The sequence below is a fragment of the Pseudomonas sp. GW823-FHT06E10 genome (genome assembly GCF_058794995.1).
In genome coordinates, this window is record NZ_JBXAHJ010000008.1 from 238,672 (window position 1) to 260,799 (window position 22,128).

At 61.2% G+C, this 22,128-nt stretch carries 21 protein-coding genes; 3 read left to right on the top strand and 18 right to left on the bottom strand.

Annotated elements, in window-relative coordinates; genetic code table 11:
• Window positions 1-9: 9 nt before the first annotated feature.
• On the bottom strand, window positions 10-537 hold the full coding sequence (locus AC1Q6Y_RS15700) for a YceD family protein (protein ID WP_007942001.1): 528 nt from the start codon (window positions 535-537) through the stop codon (window positions 10-12).
• A 105-nt stretch (window positions 538-642) separates the two neighbouring features.
• On the opposite strand from AC1Q6Y_RS15700, the gene AC1Q6Y_RS15705 reads away from it, so the two are divergent.
• The gene (locus AC1Q6Y_RS15705) at window positions 643-1,221 is read left to right on the top strand and encodes a Maf family protein (RefSeq protein WP_492624785.1); all 579 of its coding nucleotides are present in this window, start codon (window positions 643-645) and stop codon (window positions 1,219-1,221) included.
• A gap of 54 nt (window positions 1,222-1,275) precedes the next feature.
• Here the strand turns inward: AC1Q6Y_RS15705 and AC1Q6Y_RS15710 are convergent, their stop codons facing one another.
• From AC1Q6Y_RS15710 to rluC, 3 genes are read right to left on the bottom strand one after another with little or no spacing between them, the layout of a single operon-like run.
• On the bottom strand, window positions 1,276-2,265 hold the full coding sequence (locus AC1Q6Y_RS15710) for a S49 family peptidase (protein WP_150812203.1): 990 nt from the start codon (window positions 2,263-2,265) through the stop codon (window positions 1,276-1,278).
• A 24-nt stretch (window positions 2,266-2,289) separates the two neighbouring features.
• Window positions 2,290-2,952, bottom strand: coding sequence for an HAD-IA family hydrolase (locus tag AC1Q6Y_RS15715; RefSeq protein WP_492624786.1), 663 nt, complete (start codon window positions 2,950-2,952; stop codon window positions 2,290-2,292).
• On the bottom strand, window positions 2,939-3,901 hold the full coding sequence (gene rluC / locus AC1Q6Y_RS15720) for a 23S rRNA pseudouridine(955/2504/2580) synthase RluC (RefSeq protein WP_492624787.1): 963 nt from the start codon (window positions 3,899-3,901) through the stop codon (window positions 2,939-2,941). Before rluC ends, AC1Q6Y_RS15715 begins: the two co-directional genes overlap by 14 nt.
• Before the next feature lie 702 nt (window positions 3,902-4,603).
• Between rluC and rne the strand changes: the two genes are divergently transcribed.
• Complete coding sequence (rne, locus tag AC1Q6Y_RS15725; RefSeq protein ID WP_057713710.1) at window positions 4,604-7,867, top strand: ribonuclease E; 3,264 nt, start codon at window positions 4,604-4,606, stop codon at window positions 7,865-7,867.
• A gap of 187 nt (window positions 7,868-8,054) precedes the next feature.
• Here the strand turns inward: rne and AC1Q6Y_RS15730 are convergent, their stop codons facing one another.
• From AC1Q6Y_RS15730 to AC1Q6Y_RS15785, 12 genes are all read right to left on the bottom strand, one after another.
• Window positions 8,055-8,651, bottom strand: a complete 597-nt coding sequence (locus tag AC1Q6Y_RS15730; protein WP_492624788.1) for a nucleotidyltransferase family protein — start codon at window positions 8,649-8,651, stop codon at window positions 8,055-8,057.
• Window positions 8,648-9,631, bottom strand: coding sequence for an XdhC family protein (locus AC1Q6Y_RS15735; protein ID WP_349735051.1), 984 nt, complete (start codon window positions 9,629-9,631; stop codon window positions 8,648-8,650). The genes AC1Q6Y_RS15730 and AC1Q6Y_RS15735 overlap by 4 nt, the downstream gene beginning before the upstream one ends.
• A complete protein-coding gene (locus AC1Q6Y_RS15740) occupies window positions 9,631-11,952 on the bottom strand; it encodes a xanthine dehydrogenase family protein molybdopterin-binding subunit (RefSeq protein WP_492624789.1) in 2,322 nt (773 codons plus the stop codon). Before AC1Q6Y_RS15740 ends, AC1Q6Y_RS15735 begins: the two co-directional genes overlap by 1 nt.
• On the bottom strand, window positions 11,949-12,419 hold the full coding sequence (locus AC1Q6Y_RS15745; protein ID WP_492624790.1) for a (2Fe-2S)-binding protein: 471 nt from the start codon (window positions 12,417-12,419) through the stop codon (window positions 11,949-11,951). Before AC1Q6Y_RS15745 ends, AC1Q6Y_RS15740 begins: the two co-directional genes overlap by 4 nt.
• 241 nt (window positions 12,420-12,660) lie before the next feature.
• Complete coding sequence (gene murB, locus AC1Q6Y_RS15750) at window positions 12,661-13,680, bottom strand: UDP-N-acetylmuramate dehydrogenase (RefSeq protein ID WP_090457214.1); 1,020 nt, start codon at window positions 13,678-13,680, stop codon at window positions 12,661-12,663.
• Entirely contained in the window at window positions 13,677-14,141 is a 465-nt protein-coding gene (locus AC1Q6Y_RS15755) for a low molecular weight protein-tyrosine-phosphatase (RefSeq protein WP_090457215.1), read from the bottom strand. Before AC1Q6Y_RS15755 ends, murB begins: the two co-directional genes overlap by 4 nt.
• Window positions 14,141-14,905, bottom strand: coding sequence for a 3-deoxy-manno-octulosonate cytidylyltransferase (kdsB, locus tag AC1Q6Y_RS15760; RefSeq protein WP_090457217.1), 765 nt, complete (start codon window positions 14,903-14,905; stop codon window positions 14,141-14,143). Before kdsB ends, AC1Q6Y_RS15755 begins: the two co-directional genes overlap by 1 nt.
• Entirely contained in the window at window positions 14,902-15,087 is a 186-nt protein-coding gene (locus tag AC1Q6Y_RS15765) for a Trm112 family protein (RefSeq protein ID WP_003179363.1), read from the bottom strand. The genes kdsB and AC1Q6Y_RS15765 overlap by 4 nt, the downstream gene beginning before the upstream one ends.
• 24 nt (window positions 15,088-15,111) lie before the next feature.
• Window positions 15,112-16,122, bottom strand: coding sequence for a tetraacyldisaccharide 4'-kinase (gene lpxK / locus AC1Q6Y_RS15770; RefSeq protein WP_150812195.1), 1,011 nt, complete (start codon window positions 16,120-16,122; stop codon window positions 15,112-15,114).
• Entirely contained in the window at window positions 16,122-16,550 is a 429-nt protein-coding gene (locus tag AC1Q6Y_RS15775; RefSeq protein WP_057713701.1) for an ExbD/TolR family protein, read from the bottom strand. The genes lpxK and AC1Q6Y_RS15775 overlap by 1 nt, the downstream gene beginning before the upstream one ends.
• On the bottom strand, window positions 16,547-17,182 hold the full coding sequence (locus AC1Q6Y_RS15780) for a MotA/TolQ/ExbB proton channel family protein (RefSeq protein ID WP_057713700.1): 636 nt from the start codon (window positions 17,180-17,182) through the stop codon (window positions 16,547-16,549). Before AC1Q6Y_RS15780 ends, AC1Q6Y_RS15775 begins: the two co-directional genes overlap by 4 nt.
• A 98-nt stretch (window positions 17,183-17,280) precedes the next feature.
• The gene (locus AC1Q6Y_RS15785) at window positions 17,281-19,515 is read right to left on the bottom strand and encodes a DNA internalization-related competence protein ComEC/Rec2 (protein WP_492624791.1); all 2,235 of its coding nucleotides are present in this window, start codon (window positions 19,513-19,515) and stop codon (window positions 17,281-17,283) included.
• 135 nt (window positions 19,516-19,650) lie between these two features.
• Between AC1Q6Y_RS15785 and AC1Q6Y_RS15790 the strand changes: the two genes are divergently transcribed.
• Window positions 19,651-20,166 carry a DUF2062 domain-containing protein gene (locus AC1Q6Y_RS15790; RefSeq protein WP_057713698.1) on the top strand — a complete coding sequence of 172 codons (516 nt, stop codon included), beginning with the start codon at window positions 19,651-19,653 and terminating at the stop codon, window positions 20,164-20,166.
• Between the two features lie 155 nt (window positions 20,167-20,321).
• On the opposite strand, the gene AC1Q6Y_RS15795 is transcribed toward AC1Q6Y_RS15790, so the two are convergent.
• Complete coding sequence (locus AC1Q6Y_RS15795; RefSeq protein ID WP_057713697.1) at window positions 20,322-21,101, bottom strand: ABC transporter permease; 780 nt, start codon at window positions 21,099-21,101, stop codon at window positions 20,322-20,324.
• On the bottom strand, window positions 21,098-22,030 hold the full coding sequence (locus AC1Q6Y_RS15800) for an ABC transporter ATP-binding protein (RefSeq protein WP_057713696.1): 933 nt from the start codon (window positions 22,028-22,030) through the stop codon (window positions 21,098-21,100). The genes AC1Q6Y_RS15795 and AC1Q6Y_RS15800 overlap by 4 nt, the downstream gene beginning before the upstream one ends.
• Window positions 22,031-22,128: the final 98 nt, after the last annotated feature.

Sequence of the window (22,128 nt, forward strand, 5' to 3'; positions counted from 1 at the left end):
GATTAACTCCTAAACGTTTGGGTCACGCTTTAACTGCGCCAATACACTGAACGGGTTGGACCGCGTTACCTCGTCCTCGCTCGGTTCGGGCTCATCTGCTCCCGCCGGCTGCTGGCATTCTTCCGGATGATGAGCAGGCACAATGGGCAAGGCGAGCAGAAGCTCCTCCTCGATCAGTGACTGCAGATCCAAAGGATCTTCGCCCAGTTCCAGCACGTCATAACCTTTCGGCAACGACTGGGTATTCGCACCCTCCTTCACCACAGCGTAACTGCATTCGCTATGGATCGGCAGGGTGACCAGCTCAAGACAACGCTGGCAAACCATTTTGACTTCAGTGTCGATAAAGCTGTGGATGACCACAGATTTACGTTCATCTCGTTCAAAAACGAATTTAGCCTGCACCGTACCGACATTGTCGGAAAGCGGGTCGCAGAGTCTCTCCAAATCGGCCAGCAGCATTTCACCTTGAAGGGTGGTGCCACGATCAGCCAATTTGCGCGGGTCAACGTGAGGTGGAATCGGGTCATTCAACATAGGCGCAGCATTATAGGGATGCACCCGCCCATGTCAAAGGAAATTCAGCCCTGTCCGTCACTTGGAAGCCTCGCTAGAATTCGCACACGCCTTATGGAGTTGTGCATGCTGCCTTTATTACTCGCTTCCAGCTCGGCCTATCGCCGGGAATTGCTGACCCGCCTGCAGCTGCCTTTCACTTGCAGCTCGCCGGATATCGACGAAAGCCATCGGCCGGCTGAGTCCGCCATCAAGCTGGTCAAACGCCTCGCCGAAGAGAAAGCGCGCGCCCTGGCCGACAGCCATACCGCTCATCTGATAATCGGTTCCGACCAGGTCGCAGTGCTGGGAGAGCGGATTATCGGCAAACCCCACACATTCGAAAAAGCCCGGGAACAACTGCTGGCCGCCAGCGGTGCCAGCGTGACGTTCCTCACCGGCCTGGCCCTGCTCAACAGCCAGACCGGGCACTGCCAGGTCGATTGCGTGCCGTTCACCGTACACATGCGCACACTTGACGCACCTCGCATCGAACGCTACCTGCGCGCCGAACAACCCTACGACTGCGCAGGCAGCTTCAAGGCCGAAGGCCTGGGGGTCAGCCTGTTTCGCAGCACCGAGGGACCTGACGCCACCAGCCTGATCGGCCTGCCGCTGATTCGCCTGATCGACATGCTGCTGACTGAAGGCGTACAGGTTCCCTGAATCCCGATACCAAAAAACCGGCCACGCAGGCCGGTTTTTCATGTCACATCAGAATCAGCGCAGCGACGGACCGTTAAAACCCATCCACATCGCCAAATGCTCAGCCACGCTGGCGCCGAGCTTTTTCGAAAAGCGATCGAATGGCGATTCCTGAACGGTGAAGTCCACCAGTTCTTTCTCACCGATCACATCCCGCGCAACCGAACTGGCATTACCCAGCCCATCGATCAACCCCAATGGCAGTGCCTGCTCGCCGGACCAGACCAGGCCAGAGAACAACTCCGGATGCTCCTTGTCTTTCAAGCGGTCGCCACGACCCTGCTTGACGCTATTGATGAACTGCTTGTGGGTCGTATCGAGCACGCCCTGCCAGAAGGCGGTTTCTTCCGGCTTCTGTGGCTGGAACGGATCGAGGAACGACTTGTGCTCGCCAGACGTGTAGGTACGACGTTCGACACCCAGCTTCTCCATGGTGCCAACAAAGCCATAACCGGCTGCCGTCACACCGATGGAACCGACCAGGCTCGCCTTGTCGGCGTAGATCTGATCCGCCGCACTGGCGATGTAGTAAGCGCCGGAAGCCCCCAGATCGGAAATGACCGCATAGAGCTTGATGTCCGGGTGCAGACCGCGCAGACGCTTGATCTCGTCATAGACATAACCCGACTGCACCGGACTGCCGCCCGGGCTGTTGATGCGCAGGATGACGCCCTTGACCTTCTTGTCCTCGAAAGCAGCACGCAAGCTGCCAACGATATTGTCTGCACTGGCCGACTCCTTGTCGGCAATCATGCCTCTCACATCGATCAACGCCGTGTAATTGGCACTAAGGGTGCCGGCCTTTTCCATATCCATCAGAGGCGAAAACAGGGCAATGGCGCCGAACAGATACACAAAAATCAGAAACTTGAAGAATATCCCCCAGCGACGGGACCGGCGCTGCTCCTGTATGCCGGCGAGCAGGGTCTTTTCCAGCAGTTTCCAGCTTTTGTCGTCACCGCTCTCTGCGCTCGCCTTGGCGGGCGCCTTCCATTCGTCGGTCATGCCATCCACCCCAAAAACAACCGGTTAAGCCCGCTGACTCAGCCAGGCATGCAATTCTGAAAAACGGTCGATGGCCAGTCGCGGCTCATACAACCTCAACGCGTCGATCGATTGAGCGCCATAACTGACGGCCACCGACCCCATGCCGGCGTTGCGCGCCATCTGCAAATCAAAGGACGAATCACCCACCATCAACGCCTGTTCCGGGCGGACCTCGCAATGGGCGAGAATCTGTTCGAGCATCAGCGGATGGGGCTTGCTGGCGGTTTCGTCGGCGGCGCGAGTGATATCGAAGTAATTCTCCCAGCCATGGGACTTCAACACCCGATCCAGCCCGCGACGGGCCTTGCCGGTCGCCACAGCCAGATGATAGCCCTCGGCACGAAATGCCTCGAGCGACTCGACCACACCCTCGAACAGCGGCGAAGGCTCAGCCTCCGACGCGATGTAATGCTCAGCATAGTGCTCGCGGAACGCGATCAGCTCGGCGTCGCCGATTTCGGGGTACAGGGTGCGGATCGCTTCCGGCAAGCCCAGGCCGATGATGCCCTTGACGGCCAGATCATCGCGCAGCTCAAAACCGGAACGCTGCGAGGCAACGTGCATCGCCTCGACAATCCGACCAATGGAATCGGCCAGAGTGCCGTCCCAATCAAAGATCAGCAGCTTGTAGTCAGATGGGCGCACTCAATCGCTCCACGGTTTTGGCCCACATCTCGTCGACCGGCGCTTGCAGCTTCAGCTCACCACCATCGGGGAGCGGCACCGTCAGCATGTAGGCGTGCAGGAACAGGCGTTTGCCGCCCAAATCGCGGATTTCCTTGCTGAAACCTTCGTCGCCATACTTGGTGTCGCCAGCGATGCAATGCCCGGCGTGCAATGTATGGACGCGGATCTGGTGAGTCCGGCCGGTAATCGGCTTGGCTTCGATCAGGGTGGCAAAGTCGCCGAAGCGGCGCAGGACCTTGAACACGGTCACGGACTCCTTCCCCTCCTCCTCGTCGACCTCGACCATGCGCTCGCCGGAGCGCAGATTGCTCTTGCCCAGCGACGCACGGATTTGCTTGATCGAGCTCGCCCAGTTACCGCGGACCAGCGCCATGTAGCGCTTGTCGACGCCATCACCGCGCAATGCGGTGTGCAAGTGGCGCAACATGCTGCGCTTCTTGGCGATCATCAACAGGCCGGACGTATCACGGTCGAGACGGTGAACCAGTTCGAGCTCTTTGCAATCGGGGCGCAACTGACGAAAGGCTTCGATTACCCCGAAAGTCAGGCCGCTACCACCATGAACAGCAATGCCCGCGGGCTTGTTGATCACGATCAGCGCCTTGTCTTCGAAGACAATCGAGGCCTCTAGCCGCTGCAACAGGCCTTGTGCCAGTGGCACCGGTTCGTCGCGCTCAGGCACGCGAACCGGCGGCACGCGCACGATATCGCCCGCCTGCAGCTTGTACTCGGGCTTGATCCGACCTTTGTTCACGCGCACTTCGCCCTTGCGCAAAATGCGATAAATCAAGGTCTTGGGCACGCCTTTGAGTCGGGCGAGAAGGAAATTATCAATGCGTTGGCCGGCATATTCCGGCGAGACCTCAAGCAGTTGTACGCCTGGAGTCGGGGGGGTAGTCGTCGTCATGGCGCGGATGATAACAATTTTTTATGGAATTGAAGCACTTAATCATTGCTGCTATAGTCGCGAACGCCGCCAAAAGCGGCCTGGACAGCGGACCAACGGTCAAAAACCGGCCCTGACCAACGCAATTCACCAGGACGCGAGGCCGTCCTACGGGGCTTTCGCTACGTAACGGTGGAGTTTGCAGGTGTAACGAGCGCAGGTGACATGAGGCCTGAATCACGCCACAAAGCAGAGTTTTCCACTCGTTTTGCGAGCCATATTCACGGCCAGTTCACAAAGTGCAGTCAGCTGCGAATGACCCCGAGCGAAGGCATCGGAAACAACGCCTAAATTAGCCATGATGCGTGACCTCCCCTTTCGGAGCTCACGGTAAATGCCAACCCGCTGCGGATTCTGCGCGCGGCAGCACCCGAATTATCAGGGATACGTGTAGGGTGGAGATGCACAACCGCCGGACTGTGTAGCAACAGGCTTTCTCAAGACGCTTCATCTCGTCCACAGCCGCTGGTTGATTCCTCCTCCTGACTGAGTGCTTAAGTAGCCACAGCAAGCAGGACGCGTACGTCGCGATGAAGGCCCACATTGGCCGGACTTCGCTGGACACGGGAAATGGCCAACCACTCCCGACGCACCTGACACCGACCGTGAGAAGTCGTGTGTGCCGAACGCCGTTTCCGGCAGCCCGGAAACCGACGGTACTACATGAAAAGAATGCTGATTAACGCAACTCAACCCGAAGAGTTGCGTGTTGCACTGGTAGATGGCCAGCGCCTCTACGACCTGGACATCGAATCCGGTGCACGCGAGCAGAAGAAGGCCAACATCTATAAAGGCCGGATTACTCGCATCGAACCAAGCCTCGAGGCTGCCTTTGTCGATTTCGGCTCTGAGCGCCACGGCTTCCTGCCCCTCAAAGAAATCTCCCGCGAATACTTCAAGAAAGCCCCGGAAGGTCGCGTCAACATCAAGGACGTCCTGAGCGAAGGCCAGGAAGTCATCGTTCAGGTCGAAAAAGAAGAACGTGGCAACAAGGGCGCCGCCCTGACCACCTTCATCAGCCTGGCCGGTCGTTACCTGGTGCTGATGCCGAACAACCCGCGTGCCGGCGGTATCTCCCGTCGCATCGAAGGCGAAGAGCGCAACGAACTGCGTGAAGCCCTGAATGGTCTGGTTGCCCCGGCCGACATGGGCCTGATCGTGCGCACTGCAGGCCTTGGCCGCAGCAGCGAAGAAATGCAGTGGGACCTCGACTACCTGCTGCAACTGTGGACCGCCATCAAGGAAGCTTCGCTGGACCGCGCCGCGCCATTCCTGATCTACCAGGAAAGCAACGTGATCATCCGCGCGATCCGCGATTACCTGCGCCAGGACATCGGCGAAGTGCTGATCGACAGCGTTGAAGCCCAGGACGAAGCCCTGACCTTCATCCGCCAGGTAATGCCGCAGTACGCCAGCAAGATCAAGCTGTACGAAGACAGCGTTCCGCTGTTCAACCGTTTCCAGATCGAAAGCCAGATCGAAACCGCTTTCCAGCGCGTTGTCGAACTGCCTTCCGGCGGTTCCATCGTGATCGATCCGACCGAAGCCCTGGTGTCCATCGACATCAACTCGGCGCGCGCCACCAAAGGCAGCGACATCGAAGAAACCGCGCTGCAAACCAACCTTGAAGCGGCCGAGGAAATCGCCCGTCAGTTGCGCCTGCGCGACATCGGCGGCCTGATCGTCATCGACTTCATCGACATGACCCCTGCCAAGAACCAGCGCGCCGTGGAAGAAAAAGTCCGCGAATGCCTGGAAGCCGACCGCGCTCGCGTGCAAGTCGGTCGCATTTCGCGCTTCGGCCTGCTGGAAATGTCCCGTCAGCGCCTGCGTCCATCCCTGGGTGAAAGCAGCGGCATCGTCTGCCCGCGTTGCAACGGCACCGGCATCATCCGTGACGTTGAATCGCTGTCCCTGGCGATCCTGCGCCTGATCGAAGAAGAAGCCCTGAAAGACCGTACCGCCGAAGTTCGTGCACAAGTGCCGATCCCGGTGGCGGCGTTCCTGCTCAACGAAAAACGCAACTCGATCACCAAGATCGAACTGCGCACCCGTGCCCGCATCGTCATCCTGCCGAACGATCACCTCGAAACGCCGCACTTTGAAGTACAGCGCCTGCGTGACGACAGCCCGGAAGCGGCGACCAACCAGTCCAGCTACGAAATCGCCGCTGCCGCTGCCGAAGTCGAAGAAGTCCAGCCAGCCGCTGCGACCCGCACCCTGGTTCGCCAGGAAGCTGCGGTCAAAACGGCCCCGGCCCGTGCCAACGCTCCTGTGCCAACAGAGGTGGCCGCTCCAGCCCCTGCCCCGGCCGCCGTACCGGAGCCAAGCCTGTTCAAAGGCCTGGTGAAGTCGCTGGTGAGCCTGTTCGCCACCAAGGAAGAGCCTGCCGCACCGGTTGTGGTTGAAAAACCTGCCGCCGAGCGTCCGGCCCGCAACGAAGAGCGTCGCAACGGTCGCCAGCAGAGCCGCAACCGTAACGGTCGCCGCGATGAAGAGCGCAAGCCTCGCGAAGAGCGTGCACCGCGTGAAGAACGCGCACCACGTGAGCCGCGTGAAGAGCGTCAGCCACGGGAAGTGCGTGAACCTCGCGAAACCCGCGAAGAAACGCCAGCGGTAGCCCGCGAAGAACGCGCACCACGCGCGCCTCGTGAAGAACGTGCACCGCGCGCTCCGCGTGAAGATCGCAAGCCACGTGGCGAGCGTGAAGAACGCGTTCGTGAACTGCGCGAGCCTCTGGATGCCGCTCCGGCTGCTCCGGCCGCTGCTGCTACCGCTACGGCTGCTACCGCTGAAGAACGCCCAGCTCGTCAGCCACGTGAAGAACGCGCGCCACGCCCACCGCGTGAAGAACGTCAGCCACGTGCCGAACAAGCTGCCGCAGCCGCAACTGAAGAAGAACTGACCACCAACGAAGAGCAACTGTCGGAAGACGGTCAGGAAAGCGCCGAAGGCGACCGTCCACGCCGCCGCTCCCGTGGTCAGCGTCGTCGCAGCAACCGTCGCGAGCGTCAGCGTGACGCCAACGGCAACGTGATCGAAGGTTCGGAAGAGTCCGAGTCCGGCGAAAACGCTGAAGCGCCAAGCACTGCCGATCTGGCCGCCGGCCTGGCTGTCACCGCAGCTGTTGCCAGCAGCGTGATCAGTGCTCCAGCAGAAGCTGAAGCCAATGTGCAAGCCGAACGCGCCACTGCCGCGACCCTGGAAGCAGCTCCGGTTGAAGCGCCAGTCGTTGAAGCGACCACACCGGTCGAAGTCACCGCCTCGCCGGAAATCGAAGTGGCGCCAGCGCCAGAAGCCCAGCCTGCTGTTGAAGCGGCTGCCGAGCCAGCACCAGTGGTAGAAGCACCTGCCCAGGCTGCGGAAGCGGTTGTTGAAACCGTGACTGACACCGTGCGTGAAGTTCGCGAAGAGCAAACCGCATTCAACTGGGTGGCCGAGCCAGCCGTCGCTGAAACCGCTGCACCTGCCGCTGAAACCCAAGTGGCTGAAGCCATGGTTTCCGAGCCGGTGGTTGCCGCAGCAGAACCGGCCCCGGCGCCGGTGGTTGAAGCGCCGGCAGTTGAAGCACCGGTCGTTGCCCAGGCACCTGCACCAGTGGTCGAAGCCGCTCCTGCCAGCGCCCTGACGCCAAGTGGCCGTGCGCCTAACGACCCGCGTGAAGTGCGTCGTCGCAAGCGTGAAGCCGAGCGTCTGCAGAAGGAAGCTGAACTGGCTGCCGCTGCGGCTCCAGCTGAAGCGGTTGTCGCCGCCGAGCCTGCACCGGTTGCTGCTGAAGTGGTTGAGGCAGCTCCTGCCCCGGCTGCCGAAGTGGCTGCCGAGCCGGTTGAGTCGGTGATCCACGAAGCACCGCGCTCCGTTCAGGAAGCGGTAGAGCAACACGAGCAGGCCCAGGAAAAAGAGCACGAGCCTAAACCTCTCGTCTGATTCCATCGGCCACTAAAAAGCCCCGCCTGGTGATCCCAGGCGGGGCTTTTTTTACATCTGTGAAATCACACCATTCCCCTGTGGGAGCAGCCGGTCGACGCTCGATTGCTCGCGATGGCGGAATGACATTCAACATTGGTGCTAGCTGATCCACCGCTATCGCGAGCAAGCTCGCTCCCACAAGGATCTATGCTGGCCTGAAGGTTAGTGCTTCAGGCACATCCACATCCCACACCACACCAGAATCATCCACGCTCACTTCAACCACTCGCCCTTGGGCGAACAGCGGCTTGGCGCCGCGATCCCCCGATAACGCCATCAACCCCGCCGCGAAGTCCCGTCCGAACCCGACCGGATGCCCGTACCCGCCGTCCTGCACGGGCACGCTGATACTGTCATCGCCAATCCCCGCCACCACTTGCTCGATACTCGATGGCAGGATGAACGGCATATCCCCCAGCACCATCAGCCAGCCATCGAGTTGCTTGCAGGCAGCGACTCCCGCGGCAATGCTGTCGCCCATTCCCGTCGATTCGATCAGCACAATCTCGCAGCCATAGGCCTGAGCCATGCGAATCACTTGCGGGCGGTCAGCAGTGGTCACCAGTACGCGCTTGTCCAGCGTCGCCGGCAGGTTGACCAATGTGTGCTCGATGACGGACCGCACCACGCCGTCACGCCCGGTGCAATCGGCCACCAATTTATCCTTTTCGGTACCCGCCACCTGACGAAACCGGCTGCCCTGCCCCGCTGCCAACACGATAACGCCGATGGATTTGCTCATACGCTCTCCCGCAGGACTTTCTTCTGCTTCAGTTCGATGCCGTTTTTGACCGCCACGATTTCCGCCATGAGCGACAAGGCAATTTCCGCTGGATTATGACTGCCGATGTGCAAACCGATCGGACCATGCAAGCGGTCAATCGCCGATTGCGACAAACCCAGTTGAGCCAGGTTTTCCCGGCGCTTCTGGCTGTTGACCCGCGACCCCAGCGCTCCGACGTAAAAAGCCCTGGAGTCCAGGGCCGTGAGCAGCGCCATGTCATCCAGACGCGGATCATGGGTCAAGGCCACGATAGCCGTGCGTTCATCGGTCTGGATATTCAATACCGCCTCATCCGGCATGCCCGAAACGAATCGTCCGTGCTGCTGCTCCCAGCCGTAGACGAACTCGCTACGCGGGTCGCAAATCAGCACCTCGAAATCCAGCAGCCGGGCCATTTCCGCCACATAGCGCGACAGCTGCCCCGCGCCGATCAGCAGCAAGCGCCAGCGCGGGCCATGGATCACCCGCAAGGTCTGTCCATCGAACGTCAACACGTCAGTTTTACTGGCCGGCTGCAAAAGTACTGCGCCGGTGGTCAGGTTCAGTTCACGCGCAACGATTTCATGGGCCTCGCAACGGGCGAGCAATTGCTCGACCCAATCCCCATCGTCGATACGCTCCTCGGTCAAGCGCAAGGTGCCACCGCAGGGCAAGCCGAAACGTGCGGCTTCCTCGCGGGTCACGCCGTAGGTGATCAATTGCACCGGCGGCCCGTCAAGTGCGAGGCGTCCGTCGTGCAGCCGGGCAATCAAGTCATCTTCGACACACCCGCCCGAGACCGAACCAATCACCATGCCGTCTTCGCGCAAAGCCAGCATGGCGCCGGGTGCCCGGGGCGCAGTGCCCCAGGTTTCGACCACGCTGTACAACACCACCCGCTGACCGGCGCGATGCCATTGCAACACGCTGCGCAGGACGTTCAGATCGGCACTGTCCATCAGGCGCCGGCCTTCTGCCAACCCGACAACTGATAACGAACAGGCAGATTGCGGATGCGTTTGCCGGTGGCGGCGAAGATCGCGTTGCACAGTGCCGGCGCAATCGGTGGCACGCCCGGTTCACCCACACCACCCAACGGGACATTGCCCGGCGGCGTCACCAGATGCACCGCCACTTCTTTCGGCGCCAGGGACATGCGCGCCACTTCGTACATATGGAAGTTATCCTGCTGGACTTTGCCGTCCTTGAAGCTGATTTCCCCAAGCACCGCATTACCCAGGCCCATGACACAGGCGCCTTCGAATTGCGCGCGAATCCGCTCGGGGTTGATCTGCGGCCCGCAATCGACGGCGATGTCAGCCTTGTGCACCACCAGCGTACCGTCGTCCTTGACCTCCACCTCGATCACCGCCGCCACATACGTCACGAAGCTGTAATGCACTGCCAGGCCCAGGCCGCGTCCCTTGGGCAACTCACGCCCCCAACCGGCGGCTTTGGCGGCGGTCTCCAGTACCGTGCGCAGGCGCGCGGTGTCGATCGGATAACGCTCGGGGGATTCGCCGTAGTTCCACTCTTCACTCAAGGTACGCGGATCGATCTGACGGTCCGGGCCGAGCAATCTGATCTGGTACTTCAGCGGATCCTGCCCGGCCTTGTGCGCCAGTTCATCGATAAAACTCTGGATCGCGAAACCATGGGGAATGTTCGACACCGAGCGATACCAACCTACCCGGGTATGCACCGTTGCCTCGGGGTTTTCCAGGCGAATGTTGGGGATCGCATACGCCATGTTGGTGAACCCCATGCCCAGTTCGAACGCCGCCTCATGGTTCATGCCCGGCGCAAACAACGCGGTGATGCTCGGCGCCACCGTACGGTGCAACCAGCCGGATGGCAGGCCATCCTTGTTCAGGCTGGCCTTGAGGTATTCGGCCGACACGGTGTGAAAATAGGAACAGTGGATGTCGTCTTCGCGGGTCCATTGCACCCGCACCGCTTTGCCGGGGAATTCCTTGGCGAGGATGGCGGCCTCGATGATGAAGTCAGGCTTGGACTTGCGCCCGAACCCGCCCCCGAGCAGGGTCACGTTGAACGTGACCTTGTCGAACGGCAGGCCCAGGCGCTCACCGATCCGTTCCCGGGTGACCTGCGGCGCCTGGCTTGGCCCCCAGGCTTGGCACGCACCGTCCTTGAACCGCGCAATGGCGACCATCGGTTCCATCGGCGACTGTGACATATGCGGCAAGTAGTAGGAGGCTTCCAGCGTGCTATCGGCGCTGGCCATGGCCTCATCGAGGTTGCCGGTATTGCGCACCACCTTGCCGGGCTTGAGCGAGGCGGCTTCGAGTTCCTTGCGATAGGCAATCGAGTCGTAGCTGGCGTTGGGGCCGTCGTCCCATTCGATTTTCAGTGCCTCGCGGCCCTTGATCGCCGCCCAGGTATTGCTCGCCACCACGGCGATGCCGCCCAGGGGTTGGAACTCCGAAGGCAACGGGCGGCTTTCGATCTGTACCACTTTGACCACGCCTGGGACTTTCATCGCCGCACTGCCATCGAAGCTTTTGACCTTGCCGCCATACACCGTGGGTCGCGCGATGGTCGCGTACAGCATGCCGTCGAAATGCACGTCGGCGCCGTACACCGCACGACCATTGACGATGTCCTCACCGTCGATGGCCTTGGTGCCTTCCTTACCGATATATCGAAATTCCGAAGGTTGCTTGAGTCTCAGGCTTTCTCGCGCAGGCACGGCCAAAGCGCCAGCGGCGGCGGCCAGCGCGCCATAGCCCAGTTCGCGGCCCGACGGTTTATGAATGACTTTATGAAGTTGCGCCTGGCACTCGCCGACTGACACTTTCCATTGGTCAGCGGCGGCTTGTTCCAGCATCGCGCGTGCGGCGGCGCCGCAACGACGCATCGGCTCGTACCAGTGACGCATGCTGCGCGAGCCGTCGGTGTCCTGGTTGCCGAAGCGCGCTTCATCGCCGGGGGCCTGCTGTACCTTGACCATCGCCCAGTCGGCTTCCAGTTCATCGGCCACCACCATGGTCAAGCTGGTGCGCACGCCCTGGCCCATCTCCGAGCGGTTGCAGATAACGGTCACCGTGCCATCGGCGGCGATGCTCACATAGACTTTCGGATCGTCGACCCAGCCGTGGGGCATGCCGTCGGCGCCGAACTTCTTCTCTTTCTCTTCGGCAAACGCGTCTTGCCAGCCCCAACTCGCGGCGACCACCAGCGCACCGGTCGCCCCCACACCCTTGAGAAAACCACGGCGACTGAGGTTGCTCAGGGCGAAATCATTCGGTAACCGGCTCATGCCTTGGCCTCCTTCAGGTGAGTGGAAGCCTGACGGATCGCGGTCTTGATACGGTTATAGGTGCCGCAGCGGCAGATGTTGCCGACCATGGCTTCTTCGATCTGCTCGTCGCTCGGGTTCGGATGGGTCTTGAGCAGCGCCGTCGCCGACATGATTTGCCCGCCCTGGCAGAAGCCGCATTGAGCCACTGCCGTGTCGAGCCAGGCTTGCTGCACGACTTTGCCGACCGGATCGGCGTGCAGGTTGTCGATGGTGCTGACATTCTGCCCGACGACTGAACCGATGGGCGTAATGCAACTGCGTGCCGGAGCCCCTTCGATATGAATGGTACAGGCGCCGCACAGGCCCATGCCGCAGCCGAATTTGGTGCCGTTGTAACCGGCCACGTCGCGGATCGCCCAGAGCAGCGGCATGTCCTCGGTGACGTCGAGTTGATGGTCTTGACCATTGAGTTTCAGGGTAATCATGGGCACGCCCGCATAGGTCTTGAGTTATGGGGTCGAGCAATCTGCCGCTGGATCTCGGTGGGTCGCACGCAGATCGACTCAGGCTAATGGGCTCTCTTATGCTGACTCAAACGGTCTGCACCGGGCCTTTGGTGGAGCAAGAGTGTGCATCGTTAGCTGACTAAGTTAACCGAGCATTAACAAAAAAGCCCTGCACAATAAACATTGTGCAGGGCTTTTTGATCCGTCCTGAAAGCTTAGCTCAATACCGGTTCGGCTCCATTTCCAGATCGACATGGAAACGCTCGAGAATGTCTTTCTGGATGCGCTGCGCCAGGTTCAACAGTTGCAGGCCCGTCGCGCCTCCATAGTTGACCAGCACCAGCGCCTGCAATTTATGCACGCCAGCATCAGCTTCACGGAAACCTTTCCACCCTGCCCGCTCGATCAGCCAACCGGCGGCCAGTTTCATCTGCCCGTCGGGTTGCGCATAGGCCACCAGGTCCGGGTATTCACCCTTGAGCCGTGCAGCCAGCGCCGACGACACCAAAGGGTTCTTGAAAAAGCTGCCGGCATTGCCGAGTACGGCCGGGTCCGGGAGTTTTTCGTTGCGGATGCTGCAAATGGCCTGGCTGACATCGCTGGCGGTCGGATGCTCGATGCCTTGTTCGGTCAGGCGCTGGCGCACCGGGCCGTACTCCAGGTGCAGATGCGCGGCGCGGTCGAGGGCGAAACGCACACGCAGGATCAACCAACGCCCCGGCTCCTGCTTGAACAGGCTGTCGCGGTAGGCGAAGTTGCACTCTTGCAGGGTAAAGTCGCGCAGTTCGCCGGTCTGGCGATCGAGGGCGGTCAGGCCGGCGAACACGTCCTTGATCTCGACGCCATAAGCGCCGATGTTCTGCATCGGTGCCGCACCGACAGTGCCGGGAATCAGGCTGAGATTTTCCAGGCCGGACAGCCCCAGGGACAGTGTGTGTTGCACAAATGGATGCCAGGGCTCGCCTGCCTCGGCCTCGATCACCACTTTGCCGCCCTCATCGCTCAGCACGCGAATCCCGCGCGTGGCCATGCGCAGAACCAGTGATTCGATATCTGCCGTCAGCAACAGGTTGCTGCCGCCGCCGATCACCAGCACCGGGACCTTGTGCTCCAGCCCGTAGGCCAGAGCTTCGCGCACATCGGCGTCGCTATGGGCCTGGGCAAACAGCCGGGCCTGGACATCCACGCCAAAGCTGTTGAACGGCTTGAGCGAAACCTGTGATTGAACCTGCAAACTCATAACCGTCCCTTCAATTCGATCACCAGCAAATCACTGGCGTGCTCGATCAGGTCCAGCACCTGCTCGAAGCCTTGTTCGCCGTCGTAGTACGGGTCCGGCACTTCATCGACTGGCGACTGGTAGCGACGCAGGAACAGGTCCAATTCGGCCTTGCCCTTGGCCGGCTGCAAGGCCTTGAGGTTGCGCAGGTTGCTGTTGTCCATCGCCAGGATCAGGTCGTAGGTGGCGAAATCGGCACGACTGACTTGCCGGGCGCGCTGGGCGGACAAGTCATAACCGCGCAGCTTCGCCGCGGCCTGACTGCGCTTGTCCGGCGCCTTGCCGACATGCCAATCACCGGTGCCGGCGGAGGCCACTTCAACCTGATCGGCCAAGCCGGCCTCGCGCAGCTTATGCCGCAGCACGCCTTCGGCCGTGGGCGAGCGACAGATGTTGCCCAGGCAGACAAACAGAACCCGCATCACGCCTCCAGCAGGCGACGAACGCGCTCAAGGTCTTCAACGGTGTCGACACCGGGCGGCGGCGCGATCAGTGCATCGGCGACGTGAATTCGTACGCCGTGCCACAGCGCACGCAGCTGTTCCAGACACTCAGTGTTTTCCAGCCAGCATGGACCCCAGCTGACGAAATCCTGCAGGAATCCGGCGCGATAGGCATAAATGCCGATATGGCGGCGGTACGGCACACCTTCGGGCAACTGCTCACGGTTCACGGCGAAGGCATCCCGCGCCCAGGGCAAGGTAGAGCGGCTGAACGTCAGCGCCAGGCCATTGAGGTCGCTGACGACCTTGACCACGTTGGGATTGAACAGGGTGTCCACGTCTTCGATCGGTTCGGCCAGGGTGGCCATGCGCGCTTCGGCGTGGGCTGCCAGGTTGGCGGCCACCTGATCGATCACGTTCGGCGGGATCAGCGGCTCGTCGCCCTGGACGTTGACCACGATAGCGTCGGGCGCCAGGCCCAGCTTCATCGCGACTTCGGCCAGGCGATCGGTGCCGGAGTTGTGATCCTCACGGGTCAACACCACTTCGGCGCCAAAGCCATTGCAGGCCTCGACGATGCGCGCGTCGTCGGTGGCCACCACCACCCGCTCGGCGCTGCTTTTGCTCGCCTGTTCCCAGACGTGCTGGATCATCGGCTTGCCGGCGATCAGCAGCAGCGGCTTGCCGGGCAGGCGTGTGGAGGCGTAACGCGATGGAATGACGACGGTAAAGGCTGTGGTCATTTATCCAGGCGCTCGTCGGTGGTCAGGGTGCGCGCTTCGGATTCGAGCATCACCGGGATACCGTCGCGAATCGGGTAGGCCAGGCCTGCGCCCTTGCTGATCAGCTCGGTCTTGTCGGCGCTGAGCTTGAGCGGGCCTTTGCAGACCGGGCAAGCGAGGATATCGAGCAATTTGGTGTCCATGAGCATTCCCTGGAAAAAACGGAGTTAAGGCAACAAACGAGCCGGCAGCAGGCGCATCAACTGCGTGTCGAACCAGGCCACGAAGGCCGGCGACGGCACAGCATCGACCGCCAGGTACCACCAGTCGGCGGCGGCAAAAGCACGGCATTTCACCGCGTCCTTTTCCGTCATCACCAACGGCAATGACGGCATGAAATTCAACGCCTCCACGCTGTATTCGGCGTGGTCGGCAAACGCATGTGGGACTGGCTGCCAGTGTAGCGTTTCGAGAGTCTTGAAGAAACGTTGTGGATTGCCGATGCCGGCCACCGCGTGCACGGCCTGGCCTGCGCCAAAGTGGTCGAGGGGACGACGTTCGCCGCTGCGCAGGTTGACCAGCGCGGTGGGTTGCAACTGGAAGGCAAATCCATCATCGCGGTCGGCCACGGCACCGTTGTAGAGGACCGCGTCGACGCTTTGCAGGCGCTCGACCGGCTCACGCAATGGCCCGGCAGGCAGGCAACGGCGATTGCCCAGGCCACGGGCAGCGTCGATCAGCACCAGTTCCAGGTCACGGGCAATGCGGTAGTGCTGCATGCCGTCGTCGGACAGGATCAGGTCCAGCGGCTCACTGGCCAACAAGGTTTTGACGGCGTTGCTGCGATTGGGGTCGATCATCAGCGGGACGCCCGTGCGCTGGACGATCAGCAACGGCTCGTCACCGGCGACGTCGGCGCTTTGCTCGGCCTCGACTCGCCATGGCAGTTGCGGCGGTTTGGCGCCGTAGCCGCGGCTGACCACGCCGACCCGCAGGCCGCTGCGCTGGCAGTGCTCGATCATCCACAGAATCAGCGGTGTCTTGCCGGTGCCACCCACGGTGATGTTGCCGACCACGATCAGCGGCACCGGTGGCTGATAGATCTCGCCCTCTCCGGCCAGAAAGCGCTTGCGCTTGTTCATGACCACGCGCCGGTACAGCCATTCCAGCGGCTGCAACAGTTTCAGGGCCGGATGACCTGCGTACCACGCGGCGAGCAATCGATCGGACATGGCCATCAGGACGCGGGGGGCGCCGCTTCGACAGTGGTCATGCGCAAATGGCTGAAACCGAGCTTGCCGGCCGCATCCATGGCGGTGATGACGGACTGATGCTGTGTCTTGCCATCAGCGCTGATCGACAGTGGCCGGTTGGTGTCGCCATTGGCTTCCTTTTGCAGCGCGTCCATCAGCGAAGCCAGGTCGCTTTTCGGCAGGATCTGGTTGTTCACCGAGAACACGCCGTCGGCACTGATGGCGATGTCCAGAGGCTTGTTCTGATCGTCGGCCGGCGCGCCGCTGACCGCTTCCGGCAGATCGACGCGTAGCTGGGTTTCACGGGTGAAGGTGGTGGTCACGACAAAAAACAGCAGCAGGATGAACACCACGTCGATCAGCGACGCGAGGTTGATGTCCACCGTTTCCCGTGGTTTGCGGCGGAATTTCACGCTTTGCTCCCGGCCAGGTCCACATCACGGTCGCCCTGCACTACCTCGACCAGTTTGATCGCTTCCTGCTCCATCCCTACCACCAGCTCATCGATCCGGCGTTGCAGGAATCGATGGAAGAATACCGCCGGGATACCAACCATCAAACCGGCAGCCGTGGTGATCAGGGCCTTGGAAATACCACCGGCCAGTACCGAGGCGTTGGTGGTCATGCCTGAGCCTGTGAACGCGCTGAAAATATCGATCATGCCCAGCACGGTACCGAGCAAGCCCAGCAATGGGGCCATGGCAGCAATGGTGCCCAGGGCGTTGACGTAGCGTTCGAGCTCATGGATGACCCGTTGAGCGGCCTCTTCGATGCACTCCTTCATGATCTCGCGACCATGCTTGGAGTTGGCCAGGCCGGCCGCCAGGATCTCGCCCAAAGGCGAATTGGCGCGCAGTTCCTTGAGCTTTTCCTTATTGAGCTGTTTGTCCTTGATCCAGACCCATACCTGCCCGAGCAAGTGCTCCGGGGTCACGCGGCTGGCCCGCAGGGTCCACAGACGCTCGGCAACGATCGCCATGGCCGCGATGGAACTCAAAATGATCGGCAGCATCATCCAGCCGCCGGATTTGACCAATTCCCACACAGTGACAGCCCCCTCGAAAAAGTGCGCCACTCTAACATAGGGGGTGGACGCACCGAAGACCGTGATGTCGCATCCGGTCGGGCTTTGATAACGCTCGGTTATGGGTTCAAGGGCGGCGGATCGCGCCAGAAACGCCGTTCCTGGCGCAATGACCACGGCGGCTCGAAGCGTCCCAGTTGCAGACGAATGGCACCCTGTTCGACGCTGTCGTAGATCGCCATTCCACGTTTTTGATAACGCGCGATGACCGTGGGATGCGGATGGCCAAACGAATTGCCCTGCCCGCGGGAGATCAGCGCACCTTTGGGTTGCAGGACATCCAGCAGGGCATTGGACGACGAGCTGCGACTGCCGTGGTGTGGCGCCTGCAGCCAATCGGTGGGCCGAGCCAACGGACTGTCCAGCAGGGCTCTCTCGGCGGCGGCATCGATGTCACCACTCAACAGCAGCCGTTCGCCATTGGCCTCGATCAGCAAGACACAAGAGTTCTGGTTGCTATCGCCGGCCAATGGCCAGTGCCAAAGCTGGAAATCGACTTCATCCCAGGTCCATCGCCGACCGCTCTCACATCTCCCGGCCTGCAGTTGCGCAGGCAAGTCTGACGGTTCACCACTGACCACCTGTTTCACCGGCAACCCCCTGGCAATCGCCGGGGCACCGCCGGCATGATCGGCGTGGGCGTGGCTGATCAGCATCAGGTCTATGCCCTTTACCCCCAGTTTGCGCAATGCCGGCAGCACCACCCGTTCCCCCTGGTCGAGTTCTCCGAAACGCGGTCCGGCGTCATACAGCAACGTGTGATGCCGGGTGCGCACCAGGATCGCCAGGCCTTGACCGACATTCAGTTGCCAGACTTCCGCCATGCCCTCCTGCAACATCGGCCTGGGCGAAAAAACCAGCATCAACAGCATGGGCCACCCTAACGGGCGCATCGGCAAGCCTCGCGGCAGCAAGAGCAAAAAGGCGCCAATAGCACCGATTGCCCAGGCCCATAGCGGGACTGCCGCGGGCACCCAAGCAGGAACCTGACCGGAGACGAACCCCAATCCGCTGAACCAACCGTCGATCAGACCGCCCGCCAGCCACAGCAATTTCTCACCCACATAAGGCACCGGCAGCAACAGCGTCCCGAGCAACGCCGGTGGCAATACCACCAGACTGATCCAGGGCACCGCAAACAAATTGGCCAGCGGCCCGCTCAGACTGATGGGCAACCCCAGTGCCAATAACAACGGGCACAGCCCGATTGCAATCAGCCACTGGGCACGGGTCCAGGTCTGCCACCAACGCCACGGCCCCAAACGTCCGCCGAAGGTCAATATCAAGACTGCCACGGCCGCGAAAGACAGCCAGAAACCAGGCTGGAGACTCGCCAGCGGCGCCAGCAGCAAAATGCCGTTGAGTGCCAACAACAGTGGCCACCACGCACCGAGATGACGGAACCGCAGACGCCACAACAACACCAGACCAATCATCAAGCAGGCCCGTCGCACCGGCACCTCGAAACCGGCCAGCATCCCGTAGCCGAGCGCAGCGGCGAATGCCAGGCCACACGCCCAGGGCAACCATGGCAGACGGTTCGGCCATAACCCAAAGCGGGCCAGGCCGGCGATCAGCAGATACACGACGCCCGCCAGCAATCCGATGTGCTGCCCGGAAATCACCAACAGATGAACCGTGCCGGTGTCCTGCAATACCTGCCAGTCTTCGCGACTCAACCCGGCGCCGTCCCCGAGCACCAACGCCGTCAACGCGCCGTTTCGCCCTTGGGCATCCACCGCCAGCAAACGCTGACGGATTGCATCGCGCCAGGCCCATTGGGCTGGCGCAAGGCGTTCGCCCTGCTTGATCGTCCCGGTCGCCCCGATGCGTTGTGCCAGCAACCAGGCCTGGTAGTCGAAGGCCTGCGGATTGAGCAGCCCGACCGGACGCTTCAACTTGACTGCCAGGCGCCAGCGCTCGCCACTGTTCACCGGCGGCCCGCCATACCAGGCCAGACGCATTTGCTGCGGCAGCCGGGTACGTCGGGACTGGATGTCGGTCAACTCGAAACGCACGACACCGTCGTCATGCCGGGGCAAGCCAGTGACCCGCCCTTCGACCCAACGGGTTTCTCCGTCCAGCGCCGGCGGTAACCGGTCATCCAGCGCCCACTGCGCATTCGCGCAGGCCCAACTCAGGCCGAACAAGTAAAACGCCACCGGATAAGTCCTGAACGGCAGCAACATCAAACCCGCTACCGGCATCGCCAGCCATAACCAGACCGGCGGTAATGCCGGTAAAAAACGCAAGGTCAAAAGACCCAACGCCAGCGCCATCATCCCTGTGCGCATAAGCCCGTCCTTGAAAGTCCCCTTCAAGGCTTAGCCCGCTCGTCGCATGGGCGCCGTCAATAATTGTCACAAAATCTGAATAGGCAGTTCATGGAATCCAGACATACTTGCCGCCCTGACCGACCGAGAAGCCTTATGCCCCGGCGCTTATTCAAACGCTACATGCCAGACCCGATGAGCATCAGGGAACACAAGTCCTTACGCTTTCTCGGCACGCTGTTGCATGACCCGAACCTGTGGCACCTCAACCGCCACTCCGTTGCCCGCGCCATGGCGGTGGGGCTGTTCGCCGCGTTCCTGCCGATCCCGCTACAGATGCTGCTGGCGGCAATCCTCGCCATCATCGTGCGCGGCAACATGCCGATTGCCGTGAGCCTGGTCTGGCTGACCAACCCGATCACCATGCCCGCCGTGTTCTTCTGCACGTACCAGACCGGCGCCTGGCTGATGGACGTTCCCGCCCGGCAGTTGCCGGACTCACTGAACTGGGAATGGATCACGGGTGAAATCTCAACCTTGTGGCAACCGTTTCTGTTGGGCTCGGTGGTAACGGGGCTGGTACTCGGCGCACTGGCCTACTTCCTGGTGATGATGTATTGGCGCTGGTGGGTGGCCAGGCAGTGGAAGCGGCGCAAGAAGAGCCGGATGTGAGAATGCAAAACGGCCTCCACTTGGGAGGCCGTTTTTTTTTGCGGTGTCCGGGCTGACGCCATCGCGAGCAAGCTCGCTCCCACATTCAATCTACGCGGCGAACAAGATCCCCTGTGGGAGCGAGCTTGCTCGCGATGCAGGCGACGCGGTATTCCTTAAGTCCGCATCCCGCGCCCGCTGACCAGCAACCTTGCACTACCGAAATACAGCACCGCGGTCGCAACCAGCATGAAGGCGATGGCCACGCTGATGCGGATATCCGATACGCCAAGAATGCCGTAGCGGAACGCGTTGACCATGTGCAACACCGGGTTGGCCAAGGACACGGTCTGCCAGAACGGTGGCAGCAAGGTGATCGAGTAGAAGACCCCGCCCAGGTAGGTCAGTGGCGTCAGCACGAAAGTCGGGATGATCGAAATGTCATCGAAGTTGCGCGCAAACACGGCGTTGATGAAGCCCAGCAACGAGAAGATGGTCGCGGTCAGCACCACCACCAGAATGGTCACGCCCAGGTGATGCACCTGCAAGTGGGTGAAGAACAGCGACAGCAGGGTCACGATGATCCCCACCATCAGGCCACGCAGCACGCCACCCAGGGTATAGCCGATCAGAATGGTGTGCGGCGACAACGGCGAGACCATCAATTCTTCAATGGACCGCTGGAACTTGCTGCCGAAGAAACTCGACACCACGTTGCCGTAGGAGTTGGTGATCACCGACATCATGATCAGCCCCGGCACGATGTACTCCATGTAAGTGAAGCCACCCATGTCGCCGATCTGCCGACCGATCAGATTACCGAAGATCACGAAGTACAGGACCATGGTGATGGCCGGCGGCAGCAGGGTCTGGGGCCAGATCCGGGTGAAACGCCGGACTTCACGGTAAACGATGGTGTTGAGGGCAACGAGGTTGGGGCGCAGCTCGGAACTCATACCGCCACCTTCGACAGATTTTTCTCAACCAGGGACACGAACAACTCCTCGAGGCGATTGGTTTTGTTACGCAGGCTCAGCACTTCGATGTTCTGCTGCGCCAACTGGGTGAACAGCGCGGTGATGCCCATGGACTTTTCCACCTGGACTTCCAGGGTGTGGCTGTCGATCAGCCGTGACGGGTAGCCGAGCAACTGCGGCGCCGCTGGCAGGTCGCCCTTGAGGTCCAGCAGGAAGGTTTCGACATGCAACTGGCTGAGCAACTGCCGCATGCTGGTGTTCTCGACGATGGTGCCGTGGTCGATGATGCCGATGTTGCGGCACAGCTGCTCAGCCTCTTCCAGATAGTGGGTCGTGAGGATGATGGTGATGCCTTTCTGGTTCAGCTCGGTGAGGAAGCTCCACATCGAACGACGCAGCTCGATGTCCACCCCGGCGGTCGGCTCGTCGAGGATCAGCAGACGCGGTTCATGAACCAGCGCGCGGGCGATCATCAGGCGACGCTTCATACCGCCGGAAAGCGAGCGCGATGGCACGTCCTTCTTGTCCCACAGGCCGAGCTGGGTCAGGTACTGTTCGGCGCGTTCCTTGGCGATTTTCGCCGGGATGCCGTAGTAGCCGGCCTGGGTCACGACGATGTCGAAGGTCTTTTCGAACTGGTTGAAGTTGAATTCCTGAGGCACCACGCCGATGGAGCGCTTGAGCTGCGCAGGATTCCTGTCCAGGTCGTGACCGAAGATGTTCACCGTGCCGCTGGTCTTGTTCACCAGGGTCGAGAGAATGCCGATGGTCGTGGACTTGCCGGCGCCGTTCGGGCCGAGCAAGGCGAAAAAGTCACCTTCGGCGACATCCAGATCGATACCACTCAGGGCCTGGAAACCGTTGCCGTAGGTTTTGGTTAGCTGCCGGATGGACAGAGCGGAACTCATATCTGATTTACGCACCAAGAAGGGAAGAAAAGGATAAGTATGGGCGGCGGCGAACAAAACAACCGCAGCGGAGTGGCACAATGGTGCTTGTCGCCGCC